Origin of the sequence: Amycolatopsis sp. lyj-90, assembly GCF_046549035.1 — a bacterium.
GTDB lineage: Bacteria > Actinomycetota > Actinomycetes > Mycobacteriales > Pseudonocardiaceae > Amycolatopsis.
On record NZ_JAJPWP010000003.1, the window covers coordinates 341,772 to 363,802 of the forward strand.

Annotated in this window: 18 protein-coding genes; 5 read left to right on the forward strand and 13 right to left on the reverse strand. The window is 69.1% G+C overall.

Translation table 11 applies throughout. The annotated features are described in order from the left end of the window. Positions 1-30: 30 nt before the first annotated feature. The 3 genes from ACLJPX_RS13075 to ACLJPX_RS13085 are packed head-to-tail and all read right to left on the reverse strand — an operon-like array spanning position 31 to position 6,739. Complete coding sequence (locus ACLJPX_RS13075) at positions 31-4,032, reverse strand: TIGR02680 family protein (protein ID WP_410600305.1); 4,002 nt, start codon at positions 4,030-4,032, stop codon at positions 31-33. After that, positions 4,029-5,249, reverse strand: a complete 1,221-nt coding sequence (locus ACLJPX_RS13080; RefSeq protein ID WP_410600306.1) for a TIGR02678 family protein — start codon at positions 5,247-5,249, stop codon at positions 4,029-4,031. The genes ACLJPX_RS13075 and ACLJPX_RS13080 overlap by 4 nt, the downstream gene beginning before the upstream one ends. Further along, positions 5,246-6,739: a TIGR02677 family protein gene (locus ACLJPX_RS13085; RefSeq protein WP_410600307.1), complete on the reverse strand. Its 1,494-nt coding sequence runs from the start codon at positions 6,737-6,739 to the stop codon at positions 5,246-5,248. Before ACLJPX_RS13085 ends, ACLJPX_RS13080 begins: the two co-directional genes overlap by 4 nt. Positions 6,740-6,966: 227 nt before the next feature. On the opposite strand from ACLJPX_RS13085, the gene msrA reads away from it, so the two are divergent. Together msrA and ACLJPX_RS13095 are read left to right on the forward strand one after the other, a co-directional pair. Continuing rightward, positions 6,967-7,461 carry a peptide-methionine (S)-S-oxide reductase MsrA gene (msrA, locus tag ACLJPX_RS13090; protein ID WP_101610731.1) on the forward strand — a complete coding sequence of 165 codons (495 nt, stop codon included), beginning with the start codon at positions 6,967-6,969 and terminating at the stop codon, positions 7,459-7,461. Further along, a complete protein-coding gene (locus ACLJPX_RS13095; RefSeq protein WP_410600308.1) occupies positions 7,440-7,928 on the forward strand; it encodes a molybdenum cofactor biosysynthesis protein in 489 nt (162 codons plus the stop codon). Before msrA ends, ACLJPX_RS13095 begins: the two co-directional genes overlap by 22 nt. On the opposite strand, the gene ACLJPX_RS13100 is transcribed toward ACLJPX_RS13095, so the two are convergent. From ACLJPX_RS13100 to ACLJPX_RS13125, 6 genes are all read right to left on the reverse strand, one after another. Next, the gene (locus ACLJPX_RS13100; protein ID WP_410600309.1) at positions 7,929-8,537 is read right to left on the reverse strand and encodes a DNA-binding response regulator; all 609 of its coding nucleotides are present in this window, start codon (positions 8,535-8,537) and stop codon (positions 7,929-7,931) included. 146 nt (positions 8,538-8,683) lie between these two features. Then, positions 8,684-8,965 (reverse strand): DUF6235 family protein, encoded by a 282-nt coding sequence (locus ACLJPX_RS13105; protein WP_410600310.1) that lies wholly within the window; start codon positions 8,963-8,965, stop codon positions 8,684-8,686. A gap of 136 nt (positions 8,966-9,101) precedes the next feature. Then, positions 9,102-11,402 (reverse strand): ATP-binding cassette domain-containing protein, encoded by a 2,301-nt coding sequence (locus ACLJPX_RS13110; RefSeq protein WP_410600311.1) that lies wholly within the window; start codon positions 11,400-11,402, stop codon positions 9,102-9,104. A 147-nt stretch (positions 11,403-11,549) separates the two neighbouring features. Then, entirely contained in the window at positions 11,550-12,101 is a 552-nt protein-coding gene (locus tag ACLJPX_RS13115) for a dihydrofolate reductase family protein (RefSeq protein ID WP_410600312.1), read from the reverse strand. Between the two features lie 33 nt (positions 12,102-12,134). After that, positions 12,135-13,376 (reverse strand): cytochrome P450, encoded by a 1,242-nt coding sequence (locus ACLJPX_RS13120; protein ID WP_410600313.1) that lies wholly within the window; start codon positions 13,374-13,376, stop codon positions 12,135-12,137. 16 nt (positions 13,377-13,392) lie between these two features. Beyond that, positions 13,393-14,541 (reverse strand): MFS transporter, encoded by a 1,149-nt coding sequence (locus tag ACLJPX_RS13125; RefSeq protein WP_410600314.1) that lies wholly within the window; start codon positions 14,539-14,541, stop codon positions 13,393-13,395. A gap of 298 nt (positions 14,542-14,839) precedes the next feature. On the opposite strand from ACLJPX_RS13125, the gene ACLJPX_RS13130 reads away from it, so the two are divergent. The 3 genes from ACLJPX_RS13130 (at position 14,840) to ACLJPX_RS13140 (ending at position 17,511) form a co-directional block, all read left to right on the forward strand. After that, positions 14,840-15,868 (forward strand): ATP-binding cassette domain-containing protein, encoded by a 1,029-nt coding sequence (locus tag ACLJPX_RS13130; RefSeq protein ID WP_410600315.1) that lies wholly within the window; start codon positions 14,840-14,842, stop codon positions 15,866-15,868. Further along, positions 15,865-16,677 (forward strand): ABC transporter permease, encoded by an 813-nt coding sequence (locus tag ACLJPX_RS13135; RefSeq protein ID WP_410600316.1) that lies wholly within the window; start codon positions 15,865-15,867, stop codon positions 16,675-16,677. The genes ACLJPX_RS13130 and ACLJPX_RS13135 overlap by 4 nt, the downstream gene beginning before the upstream one ends. 81 nt (positions 16,678-16,758) lie before the next feature. Continuing rightward, on the forward strand, positions 16,759-17,511 hold the full coding sequence (locus ACLJPX_RS13140; protein ID WP_410600317.1) for a hypothetical protein: 753 nt from the start codon (positions 16,759-16,761) through the stop codon (positions 17,509-17,511). A gap of 113 nt (positions 17,512-17,624) precedes the next feature. Here the strand turns inward: ACLJPX_RS13140 and ACLJPX_RS13145 are convergent, their stop codons facing one another. The 4 genes from ACLJPX_RS13145 to ACLJPX_RS13160 form a co-directional block, all read right to left on the reverse strand. Continuing rightward, positions 17,625-18,068 (reverse strand): SgcJ/EcaC family oxidoreductase, encoded by a 444-nt coding sequence (locus tag ACLJPX_RS13145; protein ID WP_005165897.1) that lies wholly within the window; start codon positions 18,066-18,068, stop codon positions 17,625-17,627. A 12-nt stretch (positions 18,069-18,080) separates the two neighbouring features. Next, positions 18,081-19,250 (reverse strand): acyl-CoA dehydrogenase family protein, encoded by a 1,170-nt coding sequence (locus ACLJPX_RS13150; RefSeq protein WP_410600318.1) that lies wholly within the window; start codon positions 19,248-19,250, stop codon positions 18,081-18,083. A 76-nt stretch (positions 19,251-19,326) separates the two neighbouring features. Beyond that, positions 19,327-20,727: a cation:proton antiporter gene (locus ACLJPX_RS13155; RefSeq protein ID WP_410600319.1), complete on the reverse strand. Its 1,401-nt coding sequence runs from the start codon at positions 20,725-20,727 to the stop codon at positions 19,327-19,329. A 16-nt stretch (positions 20,728-20,743) separates the two neighbouring features. Then, a complete protein-coding gene (locus tag ACLJPX_RS13160) occupies positions 20,744-22,009 on the reverse strand; it encodes an NAD(P)/FAD-dependent oxidoreductase (RefSeq protein WP_410600320.1) in 1,266 nt (421 codons plus the stop codon). Positions 22,010-22,031 lie beyond the last annotated feature (22 nt).

The following is a 22,031-nucleotide window of genomic DNA, read 5'->3' on the forward strand; positions in this document are numbered from 1 at the left end:
CCGCTGCGCCCGGCTTTGGGGCCGCTCAGGCTAACGCGGTTCGGCGGGCAGGAGGTCGTGACCGTTCCAGGTGAACCGCGCCGTGGTGACCGCGTCGTCGCCGTCGCCGCCGGTGATGAGCTGGTGGATCCCGACACCGCCGAGTTCGGCGTAGGTGCACCACTCGTGGTCCGACGTCAGCATCAGATCGAGGTCGAGCGCGGACAGCAGGCCGAACACCTGCCCCCGGTTGGTGGTGTCGACGCCGACGAACACCTCGTCGAGCAGGATCACCCTCGGCGCCTCGGGCGCTGCCTGGTAGTGCGCGGCGACGGCGGCGAACAGCGGCAGGTGCAGCGCGATCGCCTTCTCCCCACCGGAAAGCGCGCCGTGCAGCTTCTTGGTCAGCAGCTGCCAGCCCGTTCCGTTGGCGCGGTCCACCTTGACCACGAACCGGTGCCAGGACGTGTAGTCGAAGACCTGCGCGAGCTGCTGTTCCCAGCTGGTCGCCGTGTCGTCCGCCTTCGCCTGTTCGACGCGCTCGCGGAAGAACTTGTGCAGTGACACGCGATCTTCGGCGGTCAGCTGGTCCGGATCCTTCAGCAGCAGGTCCCGTGCGGTCTTGGTGCCCGGCGGCAGATCGGGGGAGACCTGCCAGACCAGCCGGACGGCGACCCTCGACGCGGTCCGCACCCGTTCCAGTCGCGCGTTCATGCCGTCGACGAGGTCGTTGGCCTGCCGGATGCGGGCCGCGAGATGGCGCCGGGTGTCACCGGTCAGCGTCTTGTCGAACAGGTCGCTCTCGCGGCCGGTGATCTCGTGCCTGCTCTGTTCCGCTTCCGCGTAAAGGATCTTCAGCAGTTCGGCCGCGCCGACCCGCAGCCCGTCGACGACGGCGGTGAAGATCTGGACGTCCTCGTCGGTCTCCAGATCGAGTTCCGCCCGCGTGCTGAGCGTGTTCCGGCAGGTGTGCACGGCCTCGGAAAGCCGGTGCAGCGCCTCGCCGAGATTGCTCGGCGCGTGCGGCACGGACGGCCACGCCGCGGCCACCAGCCGGGCCGTGTCGAGTGCCGCCCGCACCCCTTCGGACGCGGACAGGGTGGCCTGGAACTTCGGCAGGTCCTCGATCCCGCCGTCCGCGGGGAAGACCCCGGTGGCGAGCTTCCGGAACCGGAGCGCGGCGGCGTCCTGCTTCTTGGCGGCGTCCTCGCGGGCCCTCGCGTCGGTCGTGCGCCGGACGCCGAGCGCGCCCAAGGACACGGCCAGATCCTTGGCGTCGGCGTTCGCGGCGCGGAGTTCGTCGGCGAGTCCGCGCAGTTTCGTGCGCAGGCCGTCGATTTCGGCGAGCACCTCGCGCTGGCCGGTGCCGACGGATCCCTCGATCGCTTCGAGCATCGCGGTGAGCTTGGTGCGTTCGGCCTCCGCCTCGACAGCCTCGTCCTCACGCCGGGCGGCGTTCGCCTCCGAACGGGCCGCCTGGTCGGCGAACGTTTCGGCCCGCTGGGTCGCCGCGAGCAGGTTCCCGTGCTCGTACAGCCAGTTCTCGCCCTGGTCGGAGTAGGTGCGCAGGGCCGTGGCGAGCGCTGTCAGTGGTGCGCGTTCGGTCGGCAGCCCGCCGTCGGAAGCCTGGCCGGTCAGCTCGTGCAGCGCGGTCTTGGCCTCGATCTCCAGCGCGGAAACGGTCGTTTCCCGGTGCCGGACGGCGGAGTCGGCGGCGGTCAGGTCGGCCTCGGCCGTGGTCGCTTCCCCGGTCGCGGCAAGGAGGTCTTCGTGACCGGGGCGGGCGGCGCGTTCGATCTTGATCAGCTCGCGCCTGCCCCGCAGCGCGGCCAGTTCGCCTTCCAGCTCGGCGATGATCTTCTCGCGGCCGGAAATCTCGTCCCGCAGCCCGGCGATCCGGCGTTCCCTGGCGCGCAGGCGGGCGGAAGAACCGATGTAGGCCGGGGCTTCCTTCGTCCAGCTGCCCGACAGGCTGCCCATCCGCCAGCTGCCGTCCGCGCCGATCGCGGCGGGACCCGCGGGCAGCGTGTCGTCGAAGGCGATCACTTCCAGCACCCGCCGGATCTTCGCCGGGGCGACCCCGGCGTCGGGTTCCGGTACGAAGACGTCGGCGAGCGAACGGGCAGCCACCGGCAGTGTCCCGGTTTCCGCGAGCACGTCGTGGCCGTCGACGACACCGTGGGAGTTCACCCAGGCGTCCAGCAGCCCGGCGCCTTCGAGCGCGGCTTCGATCCCGGCGTGCGTGTCCGCCGGGACGGAGCCGGCGAAATCGACCAGCCGCCACAGCGGGGCGCCGCTCATCTCGGTCCGGTCCGCCGTCCGGGTGCGCGGCGACTCGGGGGTGAGGACGTCCTCCGATTCGAGCACGCCCGCCTCGACGAGCAGTTCGTCGTGCTCGGTACGCGCGGTCGCCAGCGCGGCACCGGTCGCCGCCTCCTGCCGGACGATGTCCTCCAGCACGGTCTCGGCGACCGTGCTGATCCTGCCCAGCAGCGCGACTTCCGCTTCGGCCTCCCGCACGAGCGCTTCGACGTCGGGGAAGCGCAGCTCACGGCAGCCGATCGCCCATTCGGCGAGCCGGGTGCGCAGATCGCTCAGCGCGAGTTCGCGGGTCGCCGTCGTGAGGTCCAGTTTCTCCTGCGCGGCCGAGAAATCCGACCTCGCCCGGTCCAGCTCCGCTTCGGCCTGGTGACGGCGGCCGACGGCGCGTTCGTGTTTGTCCATCGCCCGGCCGACGGTCTCGACCTGGTCGCGTTTGCCGCGGACGGCGGCCTGCAACAGCGGACGGAGCCGGACCGGTTCGCCCTGCTTGCCGGAGTCGTCCAGCCCGGCGACGAGTTCGTCGTGCACCCCGGCCAGGTTCGCGCGGGTCGCGGCGGCACGGACCTCGGCCTCCTGCGAGCGGACGAGGTCGGCCTGCCGCTTCGCGACCTGTCGTGCCCCTCGCGCTCGCTCCTCGTCGGCGTCCGCCTCGGCACGGAGCCGGTCGGCGTCCGCGCGGAGCGTTCCCGCCTGGTCCCGCGCGGAAAACGCGCGCTGCCGCAGCTTGTCGAGCTCCTGGCCCTTTTGGTACGACTCGGAATCGGTCAGCCCGGAGACGCGGGCTTCGGTCTCTTCGACGTCCTTTTCGAGCTTCGCCGCCCGCTCCTCGGCCGCCGCCTTGCTCGCGGCGACCTCGTCGTACTCCTCGGCCGAACGGCGGGCGGCCGCGGCGAGCCCGTCGAGTTCGGCGGTCGCGGCGATGAGGTTCGCGGCGCCCGCGCGCAGGACACGCTGCGCGTAGGTCTTCTGCCGCGCGGCGAGCGCGCGGGTCGCGTCGACCTCGGTCTCCAGCGAGCCCAGCTTTTCGCGCTGCGCGTCGAGCCGCTCGAAACCCTCGGCGAGGTCCGCGATCTCCTGCTGTCCCAACGGCGGGAGCGCGCGGGAAAGCAGGTTGGACAGCAGGCTCGGGTCGAGCCGCTGCGAGAGTTTGGGCATCCGCAGCTGGAGGAGCGCGGTGATCAGCGCGTCGTACCGCTGCTCGCTCAAGGTGGGGAACAGCTTCGCGCGGATCTCGGTGCGGTACTCGGCCGCGCCGGGGTGCACGGTCCCGTGGTCGCCGAGGGCCTCCTCCAGCGCGTTCTTGGTGAGCGGCTGGCCCGCCTCGTTGACCAGCGGCAGCCCGTCGCCGACGCGCCGGCCGGTGGTGAAGAAGTCGGCGTGCACCGTGCTGGTGTGGGTGCTCGCCTGCAGCCGCGCGCCGCAGGTGAACCACTGGTCCTCGCCCATGCGGAATTCGAGCCACACGTACCCGACGCGGGTGGCGCCGGAAGCGCCCTCGCCCATCAGGTTCCAGTGCATGCTGCGCTCGCTGGTGCCGAAGGTCGACAGCCGGTTGGCGCGCAGGCTCGCGTCGAACAGGAACGGCAGCAGCAGCTCCAGCGCCTTGGACTTCCCGCTCCCGTTGGGGCCGCGCAGCAGCAGGCGCCCGTCGTGGAACTCGAAGATCTCGTCGTAGTAGCGCCAGATGTTGAGGATGCCCGCGCGGGACGGGATCCACCTCGTCACGGTCACGTCGCCTCCTCGTTCCGTCCGGTGTACCTCGCGGCGGCCGGGAGTGGCCGGACGAGTTCGGCTTCGGTACGGACGAGCCCGAAGCCGGTCAGCACCGCGAGCGCGTCCACGGTCAGCCGCCGCACGCCGTCCTTGCCCCGGTAGGTCTTGGCCCAGCGCGGGAACCGTTTCAGCAGCTTGGCGGTGGCGTTGCGCAGGTAGTCGGTCGTCCGCGGCTCGTCCAGCGCGTCGAGCAGCAGGAGCGCGGCGACCTTGGCGTTGCTGCCGTCGTCCGGGAACCGTTCGTCGGTGGCCAGCCCGTCGACGTCGACGAGCAGCACGCCCTCCGCGCGCTCTTCGAGGACGAATCCGCCCTGTTCCGCGGCGCGGCGCAGCAGTTGGCGCCCGGTCGGGGACCCGAGATACGCGCGCTCCTCCCCGGTCAGTTCGGCGAAGTACAGCACCGGATCGTCGACGAGACGGCGGAAGACGGCGTGGCGGAGCCACAGGTTCCGCTGGACGTCGGAAGCGTTGGGCGTGTCCTCGTGGCGTCCCGACGAGAGCCCGTAGCGCTGCTCGTAGGACACCGCGTCCAGCAGTTCCTCGAACCGCAGCGCGACGTCGTCGGCGGGCACCGCCAGCTGCGACGGCCCGACCGGGGCGGCGAGCAGCCGCAGCAGCAGGGTCGCGTCGACCCGGAACAGCACCTTCGCCGTCGTTTCGTCCACAAAGGACTCGGCGTCGCCGTCGGCCGTTTCGAGGACGCCGAAGGAATCCAGCTGCTTCAGGACGTCCACGAACGCGAGACGTTCGGCCCGGGAGGCGACGTCGAAGGTGGTGACGAGGTCGTCGGCGGCACTCGCCCGGCCGACGCGGTCGGCGAGCAGGCCGATCGTGGTCACCGGCACCGTGAGCAGTTCGGCCGCCACCACGCACAGCAGGACGTAGCGGCGCCGGTCGAAAGCCGCGCGCCCGGACCGCAGCCGTCGCGCCGGGCGGGTCGGGTCGGCGGAGGCGCGGACCTTGACCAGCCGGGCGTACCCGAGCCGGGGTTCGACGGTGAGCGTCCAGCCGCAGTAGTAGTCGAACCACTGCCGGATGGGCTCGCGACGGCGCCGGATGAGGTCGAAGGTCTCGGGGGAGCCGCGTTCGCCGATCAGCGGCTTGGCCAGCAGCGCCCGGATCCCGCGCGCGACCTCCTCGCGTTCCGCGATGACCAGTTGGTTCGTCAGGCTCACGCACTGCCTCCGGCCGTGCTGATCTCGATTTCGTAGTCGGGGCCGCGGAAGACGCCGCTCGTGGTGGTCAGGCGGGCCACGGCGCCGTTGCGCGCCTGCCGCAGGATGATCTCGATCTGGCCGTCGGACGTCGTGCACCGCCGGGCGCCGGTCGCGTCGGGGCCGCTGCCGAGTGCCTGGCCCAGCAGGTCCAGCAGCCGCTCGAAAACGGTGTGGTCCAGCTTCTCGAACGCGGAAAGCCGCACGACCCCGCCGGTGTCGAGCATGTTCCACGCCGCCTCGAGCTCGGCGCGTTCGGCGATCGCCTGCTGGACCCTTGCCGCCCGGATCGCGGTGACGTCGCGGACCCGCCCGGTCTTGGTGAACCGCTCAGTGCGGCCCGCCGACCGGAGCAGCTCCGACACCTCGACCGGTGGCGCGTCGAGCCACGACGCCGTCGTGCTGACCACTTCCGGGTCCGCGTGGGCCAGATGCGCGTGCCGCGCGGAACTGAGCCCGAACATCGTGGACCACAGGCGGTGCAGGTCCTCCTGCGCGGGGACGACGGTGAACCACCGCGCCAGCTCGCGGAAATCGGCGACCGCGCTGCTCGCGCGCCGTCGCGACTCGGTGATGCGGTCCAGGACCTGCAGGAGGGTGATGATCGCCCGCCGCGCGACCTGGTGGAGGTCCTCGACCCGCGGTGAGGACCCGTTTTCGGGCAGGAACCACGCGCGGAGCCCGTCCCAGCGAGCCTGACGGAGCTCCAGCCAGCGCGGATCCGGGTTCTGCAGGGACGCGCCGTTGAGCGCCCGCCGGTGCATCCGCTCGACGCCGTGGTCGTCGATCTCCTTGATGCGGGTGGCGATGGTGTGGGTGTGGTGTTCGAGGTCGTTCAGGAACTCCTGCAGGTACGCGACCGTGGCCGCCTTGACCTCGTGGAACGTCGCGAGATCGGCCTCGGCGCGCAGGAGGCGCTGGAGCTCGCCGTTGAACCGCTTCGTGGTGTCGCGGAACGTCTCAAGATGGCCCTCGACCTCGGCGAGCGTGCTGAACACGCGCCTGTCGGTGCCGTCTTCCAGCTGCCTGACGAGCTCACCGAGCCGATCGCCCAGCGCTTCGAGCGTGGCCGTCTGCAGCGCGCCCGTCGCGTTGAGCACTTCGTTCGCGCGGAGGAGCCCCGCGTACGCCGCTTCGCCCTGTCGGGTGAGCGCGTACTGAAGATTGCGCCGCTCGTACTCGGACGCCGTCCGGTAGTCGCCGGCGTGGTTCTGGACGGTGTCGAGCTGACCCTGGGTCCGGAGCTGATCCAGTGCTTTGACCAGGTCGTCGTCGTCCAGCGTCTCGAGCCAGCCGACCTCCCGCAGCCTGGTGCGGAGATCGTCGATGCCGAGGGCCGTCTCGAGCCGCTCGTTCGCCTCTCCGAAGGCATGCAGGATCGCCAGGGGGAGCCCGGACCTGCTGCCGTCGGTGAAACGGAACATTTCGGGCGGTACACGGATCGGATCCATGTGTCCTCCGGCGGATGGTGCGTGGGGCTACACGTTAGGGGGTCACCCAGGCGAGTCCGAACGGCCCATCTTTTTCACGCTGAGTACTCACATTGTGCAAAGCCACTTGCAGGCTTCACGCAGGGTGAGACGCACGGAGGACGTAAGCGTTCCGTCACACTTGGACGGGGATGACAGGGAGGGTGCGGCACGTTGTACTGGGTGTCAACGACCAGAGGAGATCAACAGTGACGGAAAAGGCTGTTCTCGCGGGCGGCTGCTTCTGGGGTATGCAGGATCTGTTCCGCCGGCACCCCGGAGTCGTCTCCACCAGGGTCGGCTACACCGGCGGCGACGTGCCGAACGCGACCTACCGCAACCACGGCTCGCACGCCGAAGGCATCGAGATCGTCTTCGACCCGGCGCAGCTCTCGTATCGTCAGGTCCTGGAGTTCTTCTTCCAGATCCACGACCCGACGACGCGCGACCGTCAGGGCAACGACCTCGGCGCCAGCTACCGATCGGCGATCTACTACACCGACGACACGCAGAAGCAGGTCGCCGAGGCGACGATCGCGGACGTCGACGCCTCCGGCAAGTGGCCGGGCAAGGTCGTCACCGAGGTGACCCAGGCCGGCGACTTCTGGGAAGCCGAGCCCGAACACCAGGACTACCTGGAGCGCATCCCGAACGGCTACACCTGCCACTACGTGCGGCCGGAATGGCAGCTGGGCGAGCGCTGATCGTCGCGCTGCACGTGTCCGGCGTGCACGCCTACGAGGGCCGTCCTTCCGACGGCCCTCGTCCCGATCCAGAGCCGGTCTCGCGCGACCACGTCGTGGTGCGCGCGGGACTGGGACTGGTCGGTGACCGGTACTTCAACCATCCCGCGCATCGTGCGGCCGCGGTGACGCTCTTCTCTTCGTCCGTCCCCGGGGACCCGCTTCCGGCCCGGCGGAACGTGGTGCTGTCGGGCTTCGACGTGGACGCCTTGCCGCGGGGGTCCGTGGTCACGCTGGACTCCGGTGACGGACCCGTGCGGTTCGAGATCCACCGGCCCGCGAACCCCTGCGCCTGGATGGACGTCGTCTATCCACCCGGCACCTTCCGTGCGCTCCGGGGCCTTGGTAGGAAACGCTGCGTGCCGCTGGACGACGGCGTGCTGCGGCTCGGCCCGGTGGAGACCCACGTGACCGCGGCCCCTCTCTAGTCACAGCCATTCGGCGTCGGTGGCGATGCGGATCGCGTGGACCCGGTTGCGGGCGTTGAGTTTGGTGACGATCGCGGCGAGATAGTTCCGGACCGTGCCGGGGGACAGGAAGAGTTCGGCCGCGATGTCGGCGACGGTGCGGCCGCGCGCGGTCACCCGCAGGATCTCGATCTCGCGGACGGTCAGCGGGCAGTCGTCGGTTTCCCAGGCGGCCAGCGCCAGTTCGCTGTCGATCACCCGCCGCCCGACCGCGACCGACCGCACCGCGTTGGCCAGTTTGTCCGACGGCGCGTCCTTGAGCAGGAAGCCGTTGACCTTCGCGTCCAGCGCCCGCCGGACCGTGCCGGGACGGCCGAGACTGGTGAGGATCAGCGTATGGCAGCCGGGCAGGCTTTCGTGGATCTCGACGGCCGCCGTCAAGCCGTCCTTGCCCGGCAGGTCGATGTCGATGACCGCGACATCGGGTTGGACCGATTTCGCGGTCGGCAGGATCTGGTCACCCGAAGCGACTTCGGCGACCACTTCTATATCGGGTTCCAAGTTCAGCAGGGCCACGAGAGCCCCGCGGACCATATGCATATCTTCAGCGAGCAGCACTTTGATCACCACGAAGCACCTCGCACCCCAGTTCAGTGGCTTCGTGGTCAGTCTACGTTATTTTGATCACCCGGTGACGGGATCGAGGGAATGCGCTTTCCTTCGTGAGTTTTGCCTAGGCCGGTCGTGTTCTGTCCGCACCCGGATGCCGTGGCGCCTCACAACGCGTCCAGCTCACGCGGCCAGCCGAAGGCCCGCCGGGTGAACCCGAGCAGTTCGAACTCCGAACGGGCCCAGTCGATCCGGATCCGGACCGCCAGTTCGGGTGCCACGGTCAGCAGGAATCGGTCGCGACCGCCGCCGACCTTGAATACGCCGTAGGTCAAGAACGCGGATCCGTCGCAGATGGCGAACAACGCCGTGAAAACCGTCGCGCGTTCGCTTTCCGGAATCGAATCCAGCCACTCCAGCCCCCCGGCCAGCGCCAGTCGCACCGCCATCGAGCCTCCTCACCGACGAACCTGCCTTCAGCATGGCGATCCGCGGTGGCGTGGGGCGTCTCGAATCCTGCTCGGTGACGCGTGAAGGCCCCCTTCCCTCGGTTCGATCGAGGGAAGGGGGCCTTCACGTGGTCGCTCAGTCGGCCTGTTGGTAGCGCCTGAGGTACTCGCCGGTCAGCGAGTTCTCCGCTGCCAGGAGCTTCTCGGGCGTGCCGGTGAAGACGATCTCACCGCCGTTCTTGCCGCCGCCCGGACCGAGGTCGATGACCCAGTCCGCCTGCTCGATCACCGCGAGGTTGTGCTCGATGACCACGACCGTGTTACCCGCGTCGACCATGCCGTTGAGCAGGCCGAGCAGCATGTCGATGTCGGTCATGTGCAGGCCGGTGGTCGGCTCGTCGAGGATGTAGACGTTCCCGCCGCCGGAAAGCCTGTCCGCCAGCTTGATCCGCTGGCGTTCACCGCCGGAGAGCGTGCTCAGCGCCTGCCCGAGCCCGAGGTAGCCGAGCCCGGTCTCGATCAGCGCGTTCACCTTCGCCAGCACCGGTGCCTCGGTGAAGTACTCCGCGGCCTGCTCCGCCGACAGTTCCAGCACGTCGGCGATCGACTTGCCCCGCAGTTTGTGCGCGAGCACCTCGTCCTTGAAACGGCGCCCGTCGCAGCTTTCGCAATGCGTCGTGATCGGGTCCATATAGGACACTTCGGTGATCAGCACGCCGCGGCCCTGGCACTCCTCGCAGGCGCCCTGGGAGTTGAAGCTGAACAACGCGGCGTTCGCGCCGCTCGCCTTCGCGAAGAGCTTGCGCACCGGGTCCATCAGGCCGAGGTACGTCGCCGGCGTCGAGCGGGAGGACGCCGCGATCGGCGTCTGGTCCACGAAGATCGCGTCCGGATGCGCCTCGCGGAAGACGCCGGAGATCAGCGAGCTCTTGCCCGAGCCCGCGACGCCGGTGACCGCGGTGAGCACCCCGGTCGGGATGTCGACCGTGACGTTCTTCAGGTTGTGCAGCGAGGCCCGCCGGATCGGCAGCTTTCCCTTGGCGCTCCGCGGATCCGCCTTGACGACGCCCGAGCGGGCCAGCCCGGCCCCGGTGAGGGTCTTGCCGGCGCGCAGCTGCTTGTACGTCCCCTCGAACACGACCTCGCCGCCGTGCACGCCCGCGCGCGGCCCGATCTCGACCACGTGGTCGGCGATCTCGATGACGTCCGGGTCGTGTTCGACCACCAGAATGGTGTTCCCCTTGTCCCGCAACGCCCGCAGCAGGTCGTTGAGCCGACCGACGTCGCGGGGGTGCAGGCCGACGCTGGGCTCGTCGAAGACGTAGGTCAGCCCGGTCAGATCGCTGCCCAGGTGCTTGACCAGCTTGAGCCGCTGACCCTCACCGCCGGACAGCGACGTCGTCGCACGGTCCAGCGAAAGATAGCCGAGGCCGATCGCCTCGATGCGTTCGAGCGCTGCCAGCACGCCTTGCGCCATCGCGGAGGTCTGCTTGTCCTTGATGGACCGGATGAGCTCGATCAGATCGGTGATCTGCAGCTCGCACCACTGCGCGATGTTCTTGCCCGCCAGCTTGGTCGCCAGCGCCGCCGTGCTCAGCCGCCCGCCGCGGCAGGCCGGGCAGGTGCCCTCGGAGATGAACTTCTCCGCCTGGGCGCGGGTCTTCTCGCTCATCGAGCCGGTGTCGCGTTTGAGGTGGCGCCGGGTGAAGTTCGCGACCAGGCCCTCGAACGTCAGCGTTTGCGTCTTGCCGTTCTTGAAGGTGAGCTGGACCTTGCCCTCGTTGCCGTGCAGGAGGGTGTCCATCTCCTTCGCGGTGTACTTGTTGAGCTTCTTGGCCGGGTTGATGGCGTCATGGTTGGCGTAGAACTGCCAGCCGGGGCTGCCGACCGGGTAACCCGGCACCAGGATCGCGCCCTCGTCGAGCGACTTCGTCATGTCGAGCATCAGCTCGGGATCCGGGCGCACCGCCCGCCCGATGCCTTCGCAGTCGGGGCACATCCCGTTGGGGTCGTTGAACGAGTACAACGACGGATTGCCCGCGCTGGGCTTTCCCTGACGCGAGAACAGCACCCGCAGCAGCGGGTGGATGTCGGCGACCGTGCCGACCGTCGAGCGGGCGTTCCCGCCGAGCGGGCGCTGGTCGACGATGACCGGGGTGGACAGGTTCTCGATGCTGTCCACGTGCGGGCGTTCGTGTTTGGGCAGTTGGTTGCGGATGAACCAGGGGAACGTGGCGTTCAGCTGACGCTGCGCCTCGACGGCGATCGTGTCGAACACGACGGAGGACTTCCCGGAGCCCGACACCCCGACGAAAACCGTGATCTGGTTCTTCGGGAGTTCGAGTGAGACGTCCTTCAGGTTGTTCTCGTGAGCGCCGGTGACGCGGATTCCCTCACCCGCCGGTTTTTGCCTGGTCTTGCGGGCTGCGGCAGTCACAGAAGGTTCCTTTCTTCGCCGATGCGCGAGAATGGTCGCGCCTGCTCGCCATTATCGCAGCGCCGATGGTTCTCCGGTAGCCCGTTCGCGCTATGTCGGGTTATGTGATCGTCACGACGGAGAAATGAAAATTTCACGGCTCCTGATTCAGGAGGCGCGGGTGTAGACGGTGCCGACGACGCCGGTTTTCAGCGATTTCGCACTCGTCAGCGTCAGCGGGATCTCCTTGCCGACGTCTTCGAACAGCCGCATTCCCTCGCCCGCCACCAACGGCATGACGTTGAGCGCGAGCTCGTCCAGCAGGTCCTCGGCCAGCAGCCAGCGAACCAGCTTCGGGGATCCGGGCACCCGGATCGCCTTGCCGGATTCCTCCTTCAGCCGGGTGATCGCGCCCGCGATGTCGCCGGTGATCAGGCTCGTGTCCGGCCAGGTCAAGGTCGCTTCGTCGAGGGTCGAAGAAACGACGTATTTGTGCGTGCCGTTGAGGAACGCCGCCATCGGGTTGCTGTCGCCCTGCGGCTTCCACAACTGTTCGAAGGCGAGGTAGGTGTCCTTGCCCATCAGAACGGCGTCCGAGGCGTCGAGGCTCTCGTTGATGCCCTCGGTCATCTCGTCGGACCAGTAGAGATCCATCCAGCGGTCGGGCCGTTCCACCACACCGTCGAGTGTGACGAACAGTCCTGCGGCGATCTCGCGCATGACGAATTCCTTTCGTTGACCGGAAGCCTGGGTTCAGGCCGCTCGGCGATCCTCCCACCACGGTGCGCGACGGTCCAAAGGATCGAGCACACCGGAAGAAGTCCAGCGGACCGGCAGCGCCGATAATGTCCGCATCGTCGGAGAGACCGTCCAGGTCAGCGAAGATTCGGGCACGGCGAGGGAAAGCAGCGGCGCACGACGGGAAAGCGCGCGCAGCGCCGATTGGATCTCGACCCTGGCGAGGTGGGCGCCGATGCAGTGGTGCGTGCCGTGCCCGAAGGACAGGTGCCGGGGTTGCCGGTCCACGTCGAACCGGTCGGGCTCGGTGAAGACGTCCTCGTCGCGGTTGACCACCGACAGCAGCGCCGTCACCAGGTCGCCCGGTTCGATCCGGGTGTCCGCGAGGGTGACCTCCTCCGTCGCGACCCGGGTCATGCTGAAGTTCACCGCGGGGCTGTACCGCAACGCCTCCTCGACGGCGGCCTCCACCAGTTCCGGATTCGAGTCCAGCGAGCCCAGTAGACCCGGCCGGGAGATCAGGCACAGCACCGAGTTGGCGATCTGCGCGGCCGCCAGCGCGTGCCCGTCGAAGAAGAGTGACGACGCCAGTCCGGTCAGCTCGCTTTCCTCGAGCACCCCCGAGCGGTGTGCTTCGACGAGTTCCGCCATCAGCCCGGACGGCGGGTCCTCGGTGTCGGCGAGCATCGCCGTCACCTCGTCGTGCAGCAGCAGTTCGCCTTGGTAGACGGCGGATCGCGACGAGCCGGGCTCGCCGAGCCGCCCGTTCGCGCGTTTGCGGACGGCCTCACGGCGAGACGGCGGCACACCCAGCAGTTCGGCCTGCGACGTGAAGGTCAGCGGGGCGCAGAAATCGGCGATCAGATCCGCGGTGGGACCGTCGTCGATCAGCTTGTCGAGCAGGTCCGAGGCGGAGGTTTCGACGTACTCGCGCAACTGCTCCGCGCGGCGAGCGGAGAACGCGCCGCCGATCAGCTTCCGGATCCGCGTGTGCCGCGGCGGGTCGAGCTCGGTCACCGACATCCGGGTGGCCGGGCCGCGCGGATGGGCCGTCTCGGCCAGTACCGCCCGGCTGAATCGCTTGTCGCGCAGGAAATCGCGGGCTTCGGAATAGCCGCTCACCAGCCATTCGCGCTGTCCGTCGCGGTGGCGGGAACCGATGGGGCACCCGTCGGGGACGCCGTCCCCGACGAGCAGCCGCCGGTGCCGCCCTTCGGCGAAATCAGCGCCTCCGCTGCCTCCCGTGACGTCGGCCATGGGGATCATCCTCCGTTCATTGATTCCGGGCGGGTATGCGCAACGCGAGCAGGCAGACCGCGACCGAGGCCACGGACAGTGCCGCGATGGCGAACCGCAGGTCGGTGTGGCCGGCGATCTGGCCGACCACGGCCGGACCGAGCAGCAGGCCGACGCTGGCCAGCGACGCGGCCGAGCCGATCACCGCGCCGCGGTCCTCCGGGGTCGTCCCGCGTCCGATCAGGCCGTAGACCGTGGGCGTCGACACCGAGATCGCGCCGCCGACCACGGCGGTGCCGAGCAGGCCGTGCACCGGCGCGTCGGCCATCGAAAGCAGCAGCACGCCCACCCCGGAGAGCGCGCCGGAGGCGAGCAGCACCCAGCGGTCCGACGCGCGGCCCGCCATCCAGTGCCCGCCGAGCCTGCCCAGCGCCATCCCCGCGGCGAAGATGCCGGGCGCGGCCGCGGAGATCCCGACCGGCGCCCGGGTGACGTCGGCCAGGAACACCGCGCTCCATTGCTGGACCCCGCTTTCCACGACCATGGCCAGCCCGGCCAGCAGGCACAGGAGCAGGATCGCCGGGGCGAGCTTCAGCCGCCGTCCCGGTTCCTTGCCCTGCCGCACCAGGCGTCCCGGTACGGACTTCCTCGCCGCGAAGGCGCCGATGACGACCAGCGTCGAAAGCGTCAGCGCGATCACTTCGGCGGGTACGCCCGCCGTCCGGGCCGCCCCGGTGCCGAGGCTGCACGTCAACAGGCCGACGCTGAACAACGCGTGCGCGCGGTTCATCACGCGGGGCCCGTCGCCCGCTTCGGCGGACGCGGCCAGCGCGACCACGACGACATTGCAGGCGCCGGATCCGAATCCGAACAATCCCAATGTCAGGAACAACGCCGGAACAGATCCGGCGAGTGCGGGCATCGGCGCGATGAGCGCGAATCCGGCGAAGGTCGCGACCGCGACCGGGCGGCCGAATCGGTCGAGCAGCCTGCCGATGGCGAACATCGCGGGCATCGCCGCGAGCGCACCGATCAGCAATGCGGCACCCAGTTGCGCTTCACCCGCGCCGGTGGCGTGCCGGACGTCCGGCAGCATCGAAAGATAAGGCCCCCACAAGGCGCCGTACGCGGTGAATCCGGCGAAGACCGTGCTGGTCCGCGGGGCGGCGGTGATGACGGCGACCATGACCGTGACGATCCTTCCCGGTTTGGGTAATGCGTTTCCCGAAGTGGTTGACTTTCGCAGGTTAGCAGCGGAATTCGGTAAGGGACCACGGTTATTGACCGCATTTATGGAGAAGATCGACCGCGCGAGATTCGGGTACTCTCGGCGCCGGTACGACGATCGGCAAACTGGGATATTCATCCCGAAAATGAAGAATTCATACTCAAAAGATTAATCATTCACTGCTCCTGTGCGGCGCTCGGTCGCATGATGTAACCGCACGAGAACGTCTCGGTGAGGAACAGGAAGGTAGTGCGTCATGTTGCAGAACGTCGAACCCGCGACCGCGTCGAGGGCCGGCCCGGGACAGCGGGGGAACGAGACGGAATTCGCGATCCACGCCGAAGGGCTGGTGAAACGGTTCGGCGAGACGACCGCGCTCGACGGGGTCGACCTGGCTGTTCGCACGGGCACGGTGCTCGGTGTCCTCGGCCCGAACGGGGCCGGGAAGACCACCACGGTCCGGATCCTGTCCACACTGGTGACGCCGGACGAGGGCCACGCCACCGTCGCCGGATACGACATCCAGAAGGACGCCCACCAGGTACGGCAGCTGATCGGCCTGACCGGGCAGTACGCCTCGGTCGACGAAAGCCTGACCGGGGTGGAGAACCTGCTGCTGATCGGGCGGCTGCTCGGCTTTTCGCGGCGGGCGGCCAAGGCCCGCGCGCACGAGCTCTTGGAGCGGTTCTCCCTCACCGAGGCGGGCGACCGGGCGGCCAAGGGCTACTCGGGCGGTATGCGCCGTCGGCTCGACCTGGCCGCCAGCCTGGTCGGGGACGCGCGGCTGCTGTTCCTGGACGAGCCCACCACCGGGCTCGACCCGCGCAGCAGGCTCGAGCTGTGGGAGGTCGTGCGCGGCCTGGTCGCTGACGGCGTCACGGTGCTGCTGACCACGCAGTACCTGGAAGAGGCCGACGCCCTCGCCGACGAGATCGTGGTCGTCGACCACGGCAAGGTGATCGCCAAGGGCACTCCTGACGAGCTCAAGGCCAGCACCGGCGCCCAGCGCCTGACGGTGCGCGGCACCCAGGCCGCCGACCTCGAGAAGGTCGTGCGGCTGGTCGGCGAGATCGCCGGCGTGACCCCGGACGTCTCGGGCCAGGTCGTCAGCGTCCCGGTCACCGACCCGGCGGCGTTGCCCGGCGCGGTCCGGCGGCTGGAGGAGGCGGGCATCGTCATCGGCGAACTGTCCCTGCGCAGTTCCAGCCTGGACGAGGTGTTCCTGAGCCTGACCGGGCGCCCCGCCGAGGAGACGGCCGAAGAGCCCGAGGAGGAGATCCGATGACCACCGCCACCACGGCGCTGCCGCGGCAGCTCTCGTCCCGGGTCGGGTTCTTCCAGGGCATCTCGCAGATGTTCACCCTCGCCTGGCGCAGCACGGTTTCGGTCAAGCACGAACCGAAGCAGCTCGCCGACATCAGTTTCCAGCCGATCATCTTCACGCTGCTGTTCACGTTCGTCTTCGGTGGCGCGATCTCCGGCGACCGGCACGCGTACCTGCAGTTCATGATCCCCGGCATGCTGGTGATGAGCATGCTGTTCGCGACCATCAACGTCGGCATCGGCCTCAACACCGACCTTTCCCAGGGCGTGTTCGACCGGTTCCGTTCGCTGCCGATCGCGCGCTGGGCGCCGCTGGCGGGCCGGATCGTCGGCGACCAGTTCAAGCAGGTCTGGTCCGTGCTGCTCGTGGTCGGAGTCGGGCTGCTGCTCGGCTTCAGGCCGGAAAAGGGCTTCCTCGGCGTGCTGGCGGCCGGGCTGCTCCTGCTGGTGTTCGCGATCGCGTTCTCCTGGGTGCCCACGCTGGTGGGCGTCGCCGCCGACCAGGCGGAGAAGGTCCAGGTGTTCGCGTTCGCGGTGATCCTGCCGCTGAACTTCGTCAGCGGGGTTTTCGCGCCGGTCGAGTCGATGCCGTCCTGGCTGCAGGCGTTCGCTGAGGTCAGCCCGGTGGCGATCCTGCTCAAGGCGTGCCGCGGGCTGATGAACGGTGGCGCCGGAGTCACCTCGGCGGTGATCTGGTCGCTCGTCTGGGCTGCCGTGATCGCGATCGTTTTCGGGGCACTTTCGGTACGTGCCCTGAAGAAGCGGATCTGAGTATTCGTCGCTCGACTGCCGAAGCCGTGGCGCGTGTGCGCCACGGCTTCGGTGTTTCGGGGGCCTGACCAGGGAGCGCTGATGGACGAACTGGACTACAACACCTGCAATGCCACCTTCCGGAGCCTGACCGATCAGCAGCGGCTGATGGCCGAGGAGACGTCGAGACAGATCGGCGCGGGCGCCGATCTCGAGCTGACGTCCTACGGCTGCGGGTTCGGCATGTTCGAACTGGAGCTGATCGCGCGGGTACCGCGGAGAACGGTGTGGTTCCAGGGCGTCGACACCAACGGCGAGGCGGTGGCACGCCTGCGCGCGGAGCTGGCCGGGCTGCCGAAGGTGCGGGGCCACCGCGTGTTCACGGCGAGCATGGCCGACGTCGCCGACAGCCGGATCACGGCGACCGAGTACGGCCTGTTCGTCCAGTCGCTGTGCTACCTTGGCGCCGACGACGGCATGGCGGCGCTGAAGGAGGCCCGCAACCGGCACCGGCGGCTCTTCGTCGCGGTGACCCCGCTGAACCGGCTGAACGGTCCCTTCGCGGATTCCCTCGCGCGGCAGGGCGTGGTGCGTCCGCTGTTCGCGCAGACACTCGCGGAGGAGCTGACGCGGTTCGGCGTCGAGTTCCGGTCCGTCACGGTGGGCGCGGAGATCGTGGTGCCGGTTTCCGAGCCGTCACACCGGCTTCTCGAGTTCCTGACCTTCGCCCGGCATCAGCCGTGGTGTGGCGGGACGAGTCGCGCGGAGCTGCTGGACGCCGTGAGCGAGCTCGGCACGTTCGCCGCGGGGGAGATCCGCATTCCGCACCCCGTCGAGGTCTTCACCATCGGATAGACAGCTGTCCGTGAAGGCCTCCTTCCCTACCTTGAGCGTAGGGAAGGAGGCCTTCACGGACAGCGGACAGCGCGGAACCCGGGCCCTGCGGCCCGGGTTCCGGTGGGGAGAGGTCAGGCGGCCGTGCCCGGCTTGGGCAGCTGCTGCTTGGCCGGGGTGTTCTGATAGGACGCCAGGTGCCAGGCGCCGTCCCGCTTGACGACCGTCCACGAGGCACGGATCGACTGGGAGTCCGCGACCTCGGTCTCGCCGGGGCCGAGCACGCCGCCCTGGGTGATCAGGACACCGGAGTCCGGGGTGAAGAAGCGGATCTCCAGCGGACGCCCGGTGACCTGGGTGCCCTTGTAGTTGCCCGCGAAGGATTCCACGAGGAACGACCGGATCTCCTCGCGGCCCTTCTTGTAGACGCCGGGCAGGATCATCGTGCCGTCGTCGGTGAAGACGCCGGCGAACGCGTCGGCGTCGTGGTAGGCCCACGCGGCGATCACCTTCTGGGTCAGCGCCGCGATCGCCGCCTGGTCGGCGGCGGTGCCGGTGCCGGTTTCGGTCGTGGTCATCGGGGAATCCTCCTAGATGTAGAGGGTGTTGGGCTCGAGCCCGCAGAGCACGCGGCCGTACAGCTCGGTGTTGGTGTTCGGGTGCATCAGCGCGTGGAGGTTGACCGCGGCGACGTCGCGGGCGATGCGCTGGATCGGGATGCCCTGGTAGATCGACGAGCCACCGGAAGCCGAGGCGAGGATGTCGATCCCCTCCTTGGCGAGGCGGACCACGGCGCCGAGGTCGGCCCGCGCGATCGCGCGTTCCTCGAGTTTCCACGGGGTGCCGTCCGCCGTCTTCGTGTCGACCAAAGTGGACAGACGGTGGGCGTGGAACTCGGCCTCGTCGATCTTCAGCGCCGACTCGGCCACCTGGTGGTGCGTGATCGGGGCTTCGCGCTGCGAATCGTAGGCGGTGTAAGTGATCTTGCGGTCCGGCAGGCGCTTGAGGAAGGTGTCCTGCGCGCCCTTCGCCATCCCCACCAGCGTTCCCACCGAGGACGCCGAGGCGACCGGAAGCAACGGCGCCCGGTAGATCGACGCCGAAGCGGTGCCCTGGCCTTCCAGCACCGCCGGCAGCGGGAGCACCCGCTCCGCCGGGATGAAGACGTCCTGGGCCACCGTCGAAACGCTGCCGGTGCCGCGCAGGCCCGAGGTGTCCCAGTCGTCCACGATCAGCAGATCCGAGATCGGCACCAGCGCCATGATCGGGTACGGCTCGCCCTCCGGCGGCACGAGGATCGCGATGATCTCCTGCCACTGCGCGTGCAGCGCCCCGCTGATGAAGCCCCACTTGCCGTTCACCACGACCCCGCCGTCGACCGGTGCGGCCATCGCGGACGGGCTCAACGTGCCGCAGACGCGGACGTCCGGGGTGGAGAACACCTCGTCCTGCACCGCCTCCGGGAACTGGCAGGCCATCCAGGTCGGGATCCAGTACACCGAGGCCACCCAGGAGGTGGAGCCGTCGGCGCGGCCGATCTCGGTGGCGACGTCGACCAGGGTGCGGGTGTCGGCTTCGTAACCGCCGTACCGCTTGGGGCGGCGCAGCTTGAAGACACCGGCGTCGGCCAGCGCTTCGATGGACTCCTCGTGCACCCGCCGGTTCTGCTCGGACCAGTTCGAGTGCTTCTTCAGTGCGGGAGCCAGTTCGGCCACGCGGCGGACCAGCTCCTCCCGCGTCGGAACATCGGTGCTCGACACCTTGACCTCCTAGATTGTCGACGGTCCCAGCTTCGCAGTGGGCGGACGATGCGGCGTCTTCCTGCTTGCCGGTGGATCAGGCCGCCGCACGTTCGGAGGTGCGGCCGGGGAAATCCACCACGTTCCGGCCGTCGCGCCGGGCGAACCAGGTCGCCATCGGCGCCGCCATCGCGGTCGAGACCAGCGCCATGATCACCAGCATGGTGAACAGCGTCGGGGAGAGCACGCCGAGGTCGAGACCGATGTTGAGGACCACCAGTTCGGTCAGGCCACGGCAGTTCATCAGCGTGCCCACCTGCAGCGAGCGGTTCCAGCTCTCGCCCACCGCGCGTGCGGCCAGCGCCGAGCCGCCGAGCTTGCCCGCCACGGCCACGAGCAGGATCAGGCCGCACCAGAGCCACGCGCCGCCACCGGAAAGCAGGCCGATGTCGGTGCGCAGCCCGCTGTAGGCGAAGAACAACGGCAGCATCAACGCCGTCGTCAGCCCGCCGGCCTTGTCGTGCAACCAGGTCGCGACCGGGTTGTCCCGCGGGAAGACCACGCCGAACACGAACGCGCCGAACATCGCGTGCACCCCGATCCATTCGGTCGTCATCGCGCAGAGCAGCACGCCGACCACCGCGAGCGGCGCGGCCTTCTGCAGGCTCGCCGCCGGAGTCCGGGTGACCACCTTGCGCAGCAGCGGCCGCACGACCAGCCCGAGCAGCGCGACGAACGCCGCCGTCAGCACGACCGTCAGCACGACACCGACGAGCGAGGACGCCGTGGTCAGCGCGATCACCAGCGCCAGCAGGCTCCACGCGGTCACGTCGTCGACCACCGCGCAGGTGAGCGCCACGACGCCGACCTCGCTGCGGAAGAGCCCGATCTCGTGCAGGATCCGCACCAGCACCGGCAGCGCCGTGATGCTCATCGACACCCCGAAGAAGAGCGCGAACGGCAGGAATCCGACGCCGCCGGGCGCGAACCGGGTGTAGGCGAAGATGGCGAGCCCGACGCCGAGCAGGAACGGCAGCGCGATGCTGACATGGCTGACGACCACCGCGAGCCGCCCGCGTCCGCGCAACAGCTCGGTGTTCAGCTCGAGCCCGGCGAGGAACACGAAGAAGATCACGCCGAGCTGCGCCACGACGTTCAGCTGCGGCACCGTCGCCTTCGGGATCAACGTGGCCGCGCCCGAAGGCCAGAGCGCGCCGAGCACCGACGGGCCGAGCAGGATGCCCGCGGTGATCTCGCCGATCACCGCGGGCTGCCCGATCCGCTGGGCCAGCCAGCCCACCACCTTGCACGCGCCGACCACCACGGTGATCGCCAGCAGCAGCTGTGCCAGCGAAGGCCCGGCCGCCGCCTTGGTGCCGGAGACGCTGCCGCCGTCGTCGCCCTGTGACAGCAGGATGATCGCGACCACGACCGGGACGACGACCAGTCCTATGTAGACCCACAGGGTTCGGAAACCGGTGCGGGGTTTGATCTCCACCAGTGCCGCTCCTCGGTCAGGGTTCGACGACGTTCGCGATCAGGTCGTCGAGACTGATGTTCAGCAGCGGGTGCTTGCCCGACAGGCCGGAGATCAGCGTGACGAAGTCGGTGCTCGGCGCGTTGAGCTGCTCCGGGTCGACGATTTCCTGCGCCAGGTCGTAGTAGTACTCCTTGTACTTCGTCCGGTCGTAGAACCGCTCGACGAAGGTCCGGATCTCGTCGAAGAACGCGCGGTAGTTGCCGGCGTACCGGTCGAGCGCCTTCTCCTCGATGGCCGGGTGTTCCAGGACCTGGTGGACCACTTTGGACAGTGAGCTGCCCGCCAGCGTGGCCAGCGCGACACCGGTGGAGAACAGCGGGTCGACGAACGCGGCCGCGTCGCCGACGAGCACCCAGCCGTCGCCGTAGAAGGTTTCGTTGGTGTAGGACCAGTCCCGTGCCGTCCGGTACCCCGCGTGCTGACGGGCGTTGGCCAGCAGCCCCTTGAGCCGGGTGGTCTTGTCCCGTTCGGTCAGGAAGATCTGTTCCAGCGACTGGTCGTCCGCGTTGGCGACGTCCGACTTGGTCACGTAGCCGACGCTCATCGTGCCCTTGTCGATCGGGATGCCCCAGAACCAGCCCTCGTCGGTGCCCTCGATGAGGATGTTGGTCCATTCGTCGCCGGGCAGCCGCTCGCAGTTGTCGTAGTAGGTCCAGACGGCGACGTTGCGGAGCTCGTTGTGCCAGGTGATGTCGCTGAACTTCCGGCCGATCACCCGGGACTGGCCGGACGCGTCGACGACCAGCGAGGCGGTGGCCTCGTACTCGCCCGCCGAGCCGCGCAGGGTGAACCGGACACCGGTGACCCGGCCGGTGTCGGACTGGAGCACGTCCTTGACCGTCGTCTCCTCCACGACGTACGCGCCGAGTTCACGGGCACGGTCGAGGATCAGCGAGTCCAGGTCGGCGCGGCGGGTGTGGTAGGCGTAGGTGCCTTCCGCGGCCTTCATGAACGAGAAGTTCCAGGGCACGTCCCGGTTTCCCCACACCAGGCTGCCGCCGTACTTGCGCTCGAAGCCGCGGGCCTCCATGCGCTCGAGCAGGCCGAGCTCCTTGAGCGGGCGCATGCCGACCGGGATCAGGGATTCGCCGATGTGGTAGCGGGGGAAGCGTTCGCGTTCGAGGACCAGGACCGTATGCCCCTCCTGGGCGAGGAGCCCGGCACAGGTCGCGCCTGCCGGGCCGCCACCGATGACGATGACGTCGAACCGCTCGGGCATACCGTGGAGCGTGGCTGACATGAGGAACCTTTCCCTAGGCCGG

What these genes read in the sequence shown, in the direction of transcription:
- ACLJPX_RS13095 (WP_410600308.1), top strand. Translation starts at nt 7,440, where the DNA reads ATGGCAGCTGGGCGAGCGCTGATCGTCGCGCTGCACGTGTCCGGCGTG.
- ACLJPX_RS13135 (WP_410600316.1), top strand. Translation starts at nt 15,865, where the DNA reads ATGACCACCGCCACCACGGCGCTGCCGCGGCAGCTCTCGTCCCGGGTC.
- ACLJPX_RS13140 (WP_410600317.1), top strand. Translation starts at nt 16,759, where the DNA reads ATGGACGAACTGGACTACAACACCTGCAATGCCACCTTCCGGAGCCTG.
- ACLJPX_RS13130 (WP_410600315.1), top strand. Translation starts at nt 14,840, where the DNA reads ATGTTGCAGAACGTCGAACCCGCGACCGCGTCGAGGGCCGGCCCGGGA.
- ACLJPX_RS13120 (WP_410600313.1), bottom strand. Translation starts at nt 13,376, where the DNA reads ATGGCCGACGTCACGGGAGGCAGCGGAGGCGCTGATTTCGCCGAAGGG.
- ACLJPX_RS13105 (WP_410600310.1), bottom strand. Translation starts at nt 8,965, where the DNA reads ATGGCGGTGCGACTGGCGCTGGCCGGGGGGCTGGAGTGGCTGGATTCG.
- ACLJPX_RS13085 (WP_410600307.1), bottom strand. Translation starts at nt 6,739, where the DNA reads ATGGATCCGATCCGTGTACCGCCCGAAATGTTCCGTTTCACCGACGGC.
- ACLJPX_RS13115 (WP_410600312.1), bottom strand. Translation starts at nt 12,101, where the DNA reads ATGCGCGAGATCGCCGCAGGACTGTTCGTCACACTCGACGGTGTGGTG.
- ACLJPX_RS13160 (WP_410600320.1), bottom strand. Translation starts at nt 22,009, where the DNA reads ATGTCAGCCACGCTCCACGGTATGCCCGAGCGGTTCGACGTCATCGTC.
- ACLJPX_RS13125 (WP_410600314.1), bottom strand. Translation starts at nt 14,541, where the DNA reads ATGGTCGCCGTCATCACCGCCGCCCCGCGGACCAGCACGGTCTTCGCC.
- ACLJPX_RS13145 (WP_005165897.1), bottom strand. Translation starts at nt 18,068, where the DNA reads ATGACCACGACCGAAACCGGCACCGGCACCGCCGCCGACCAGGCGGCG.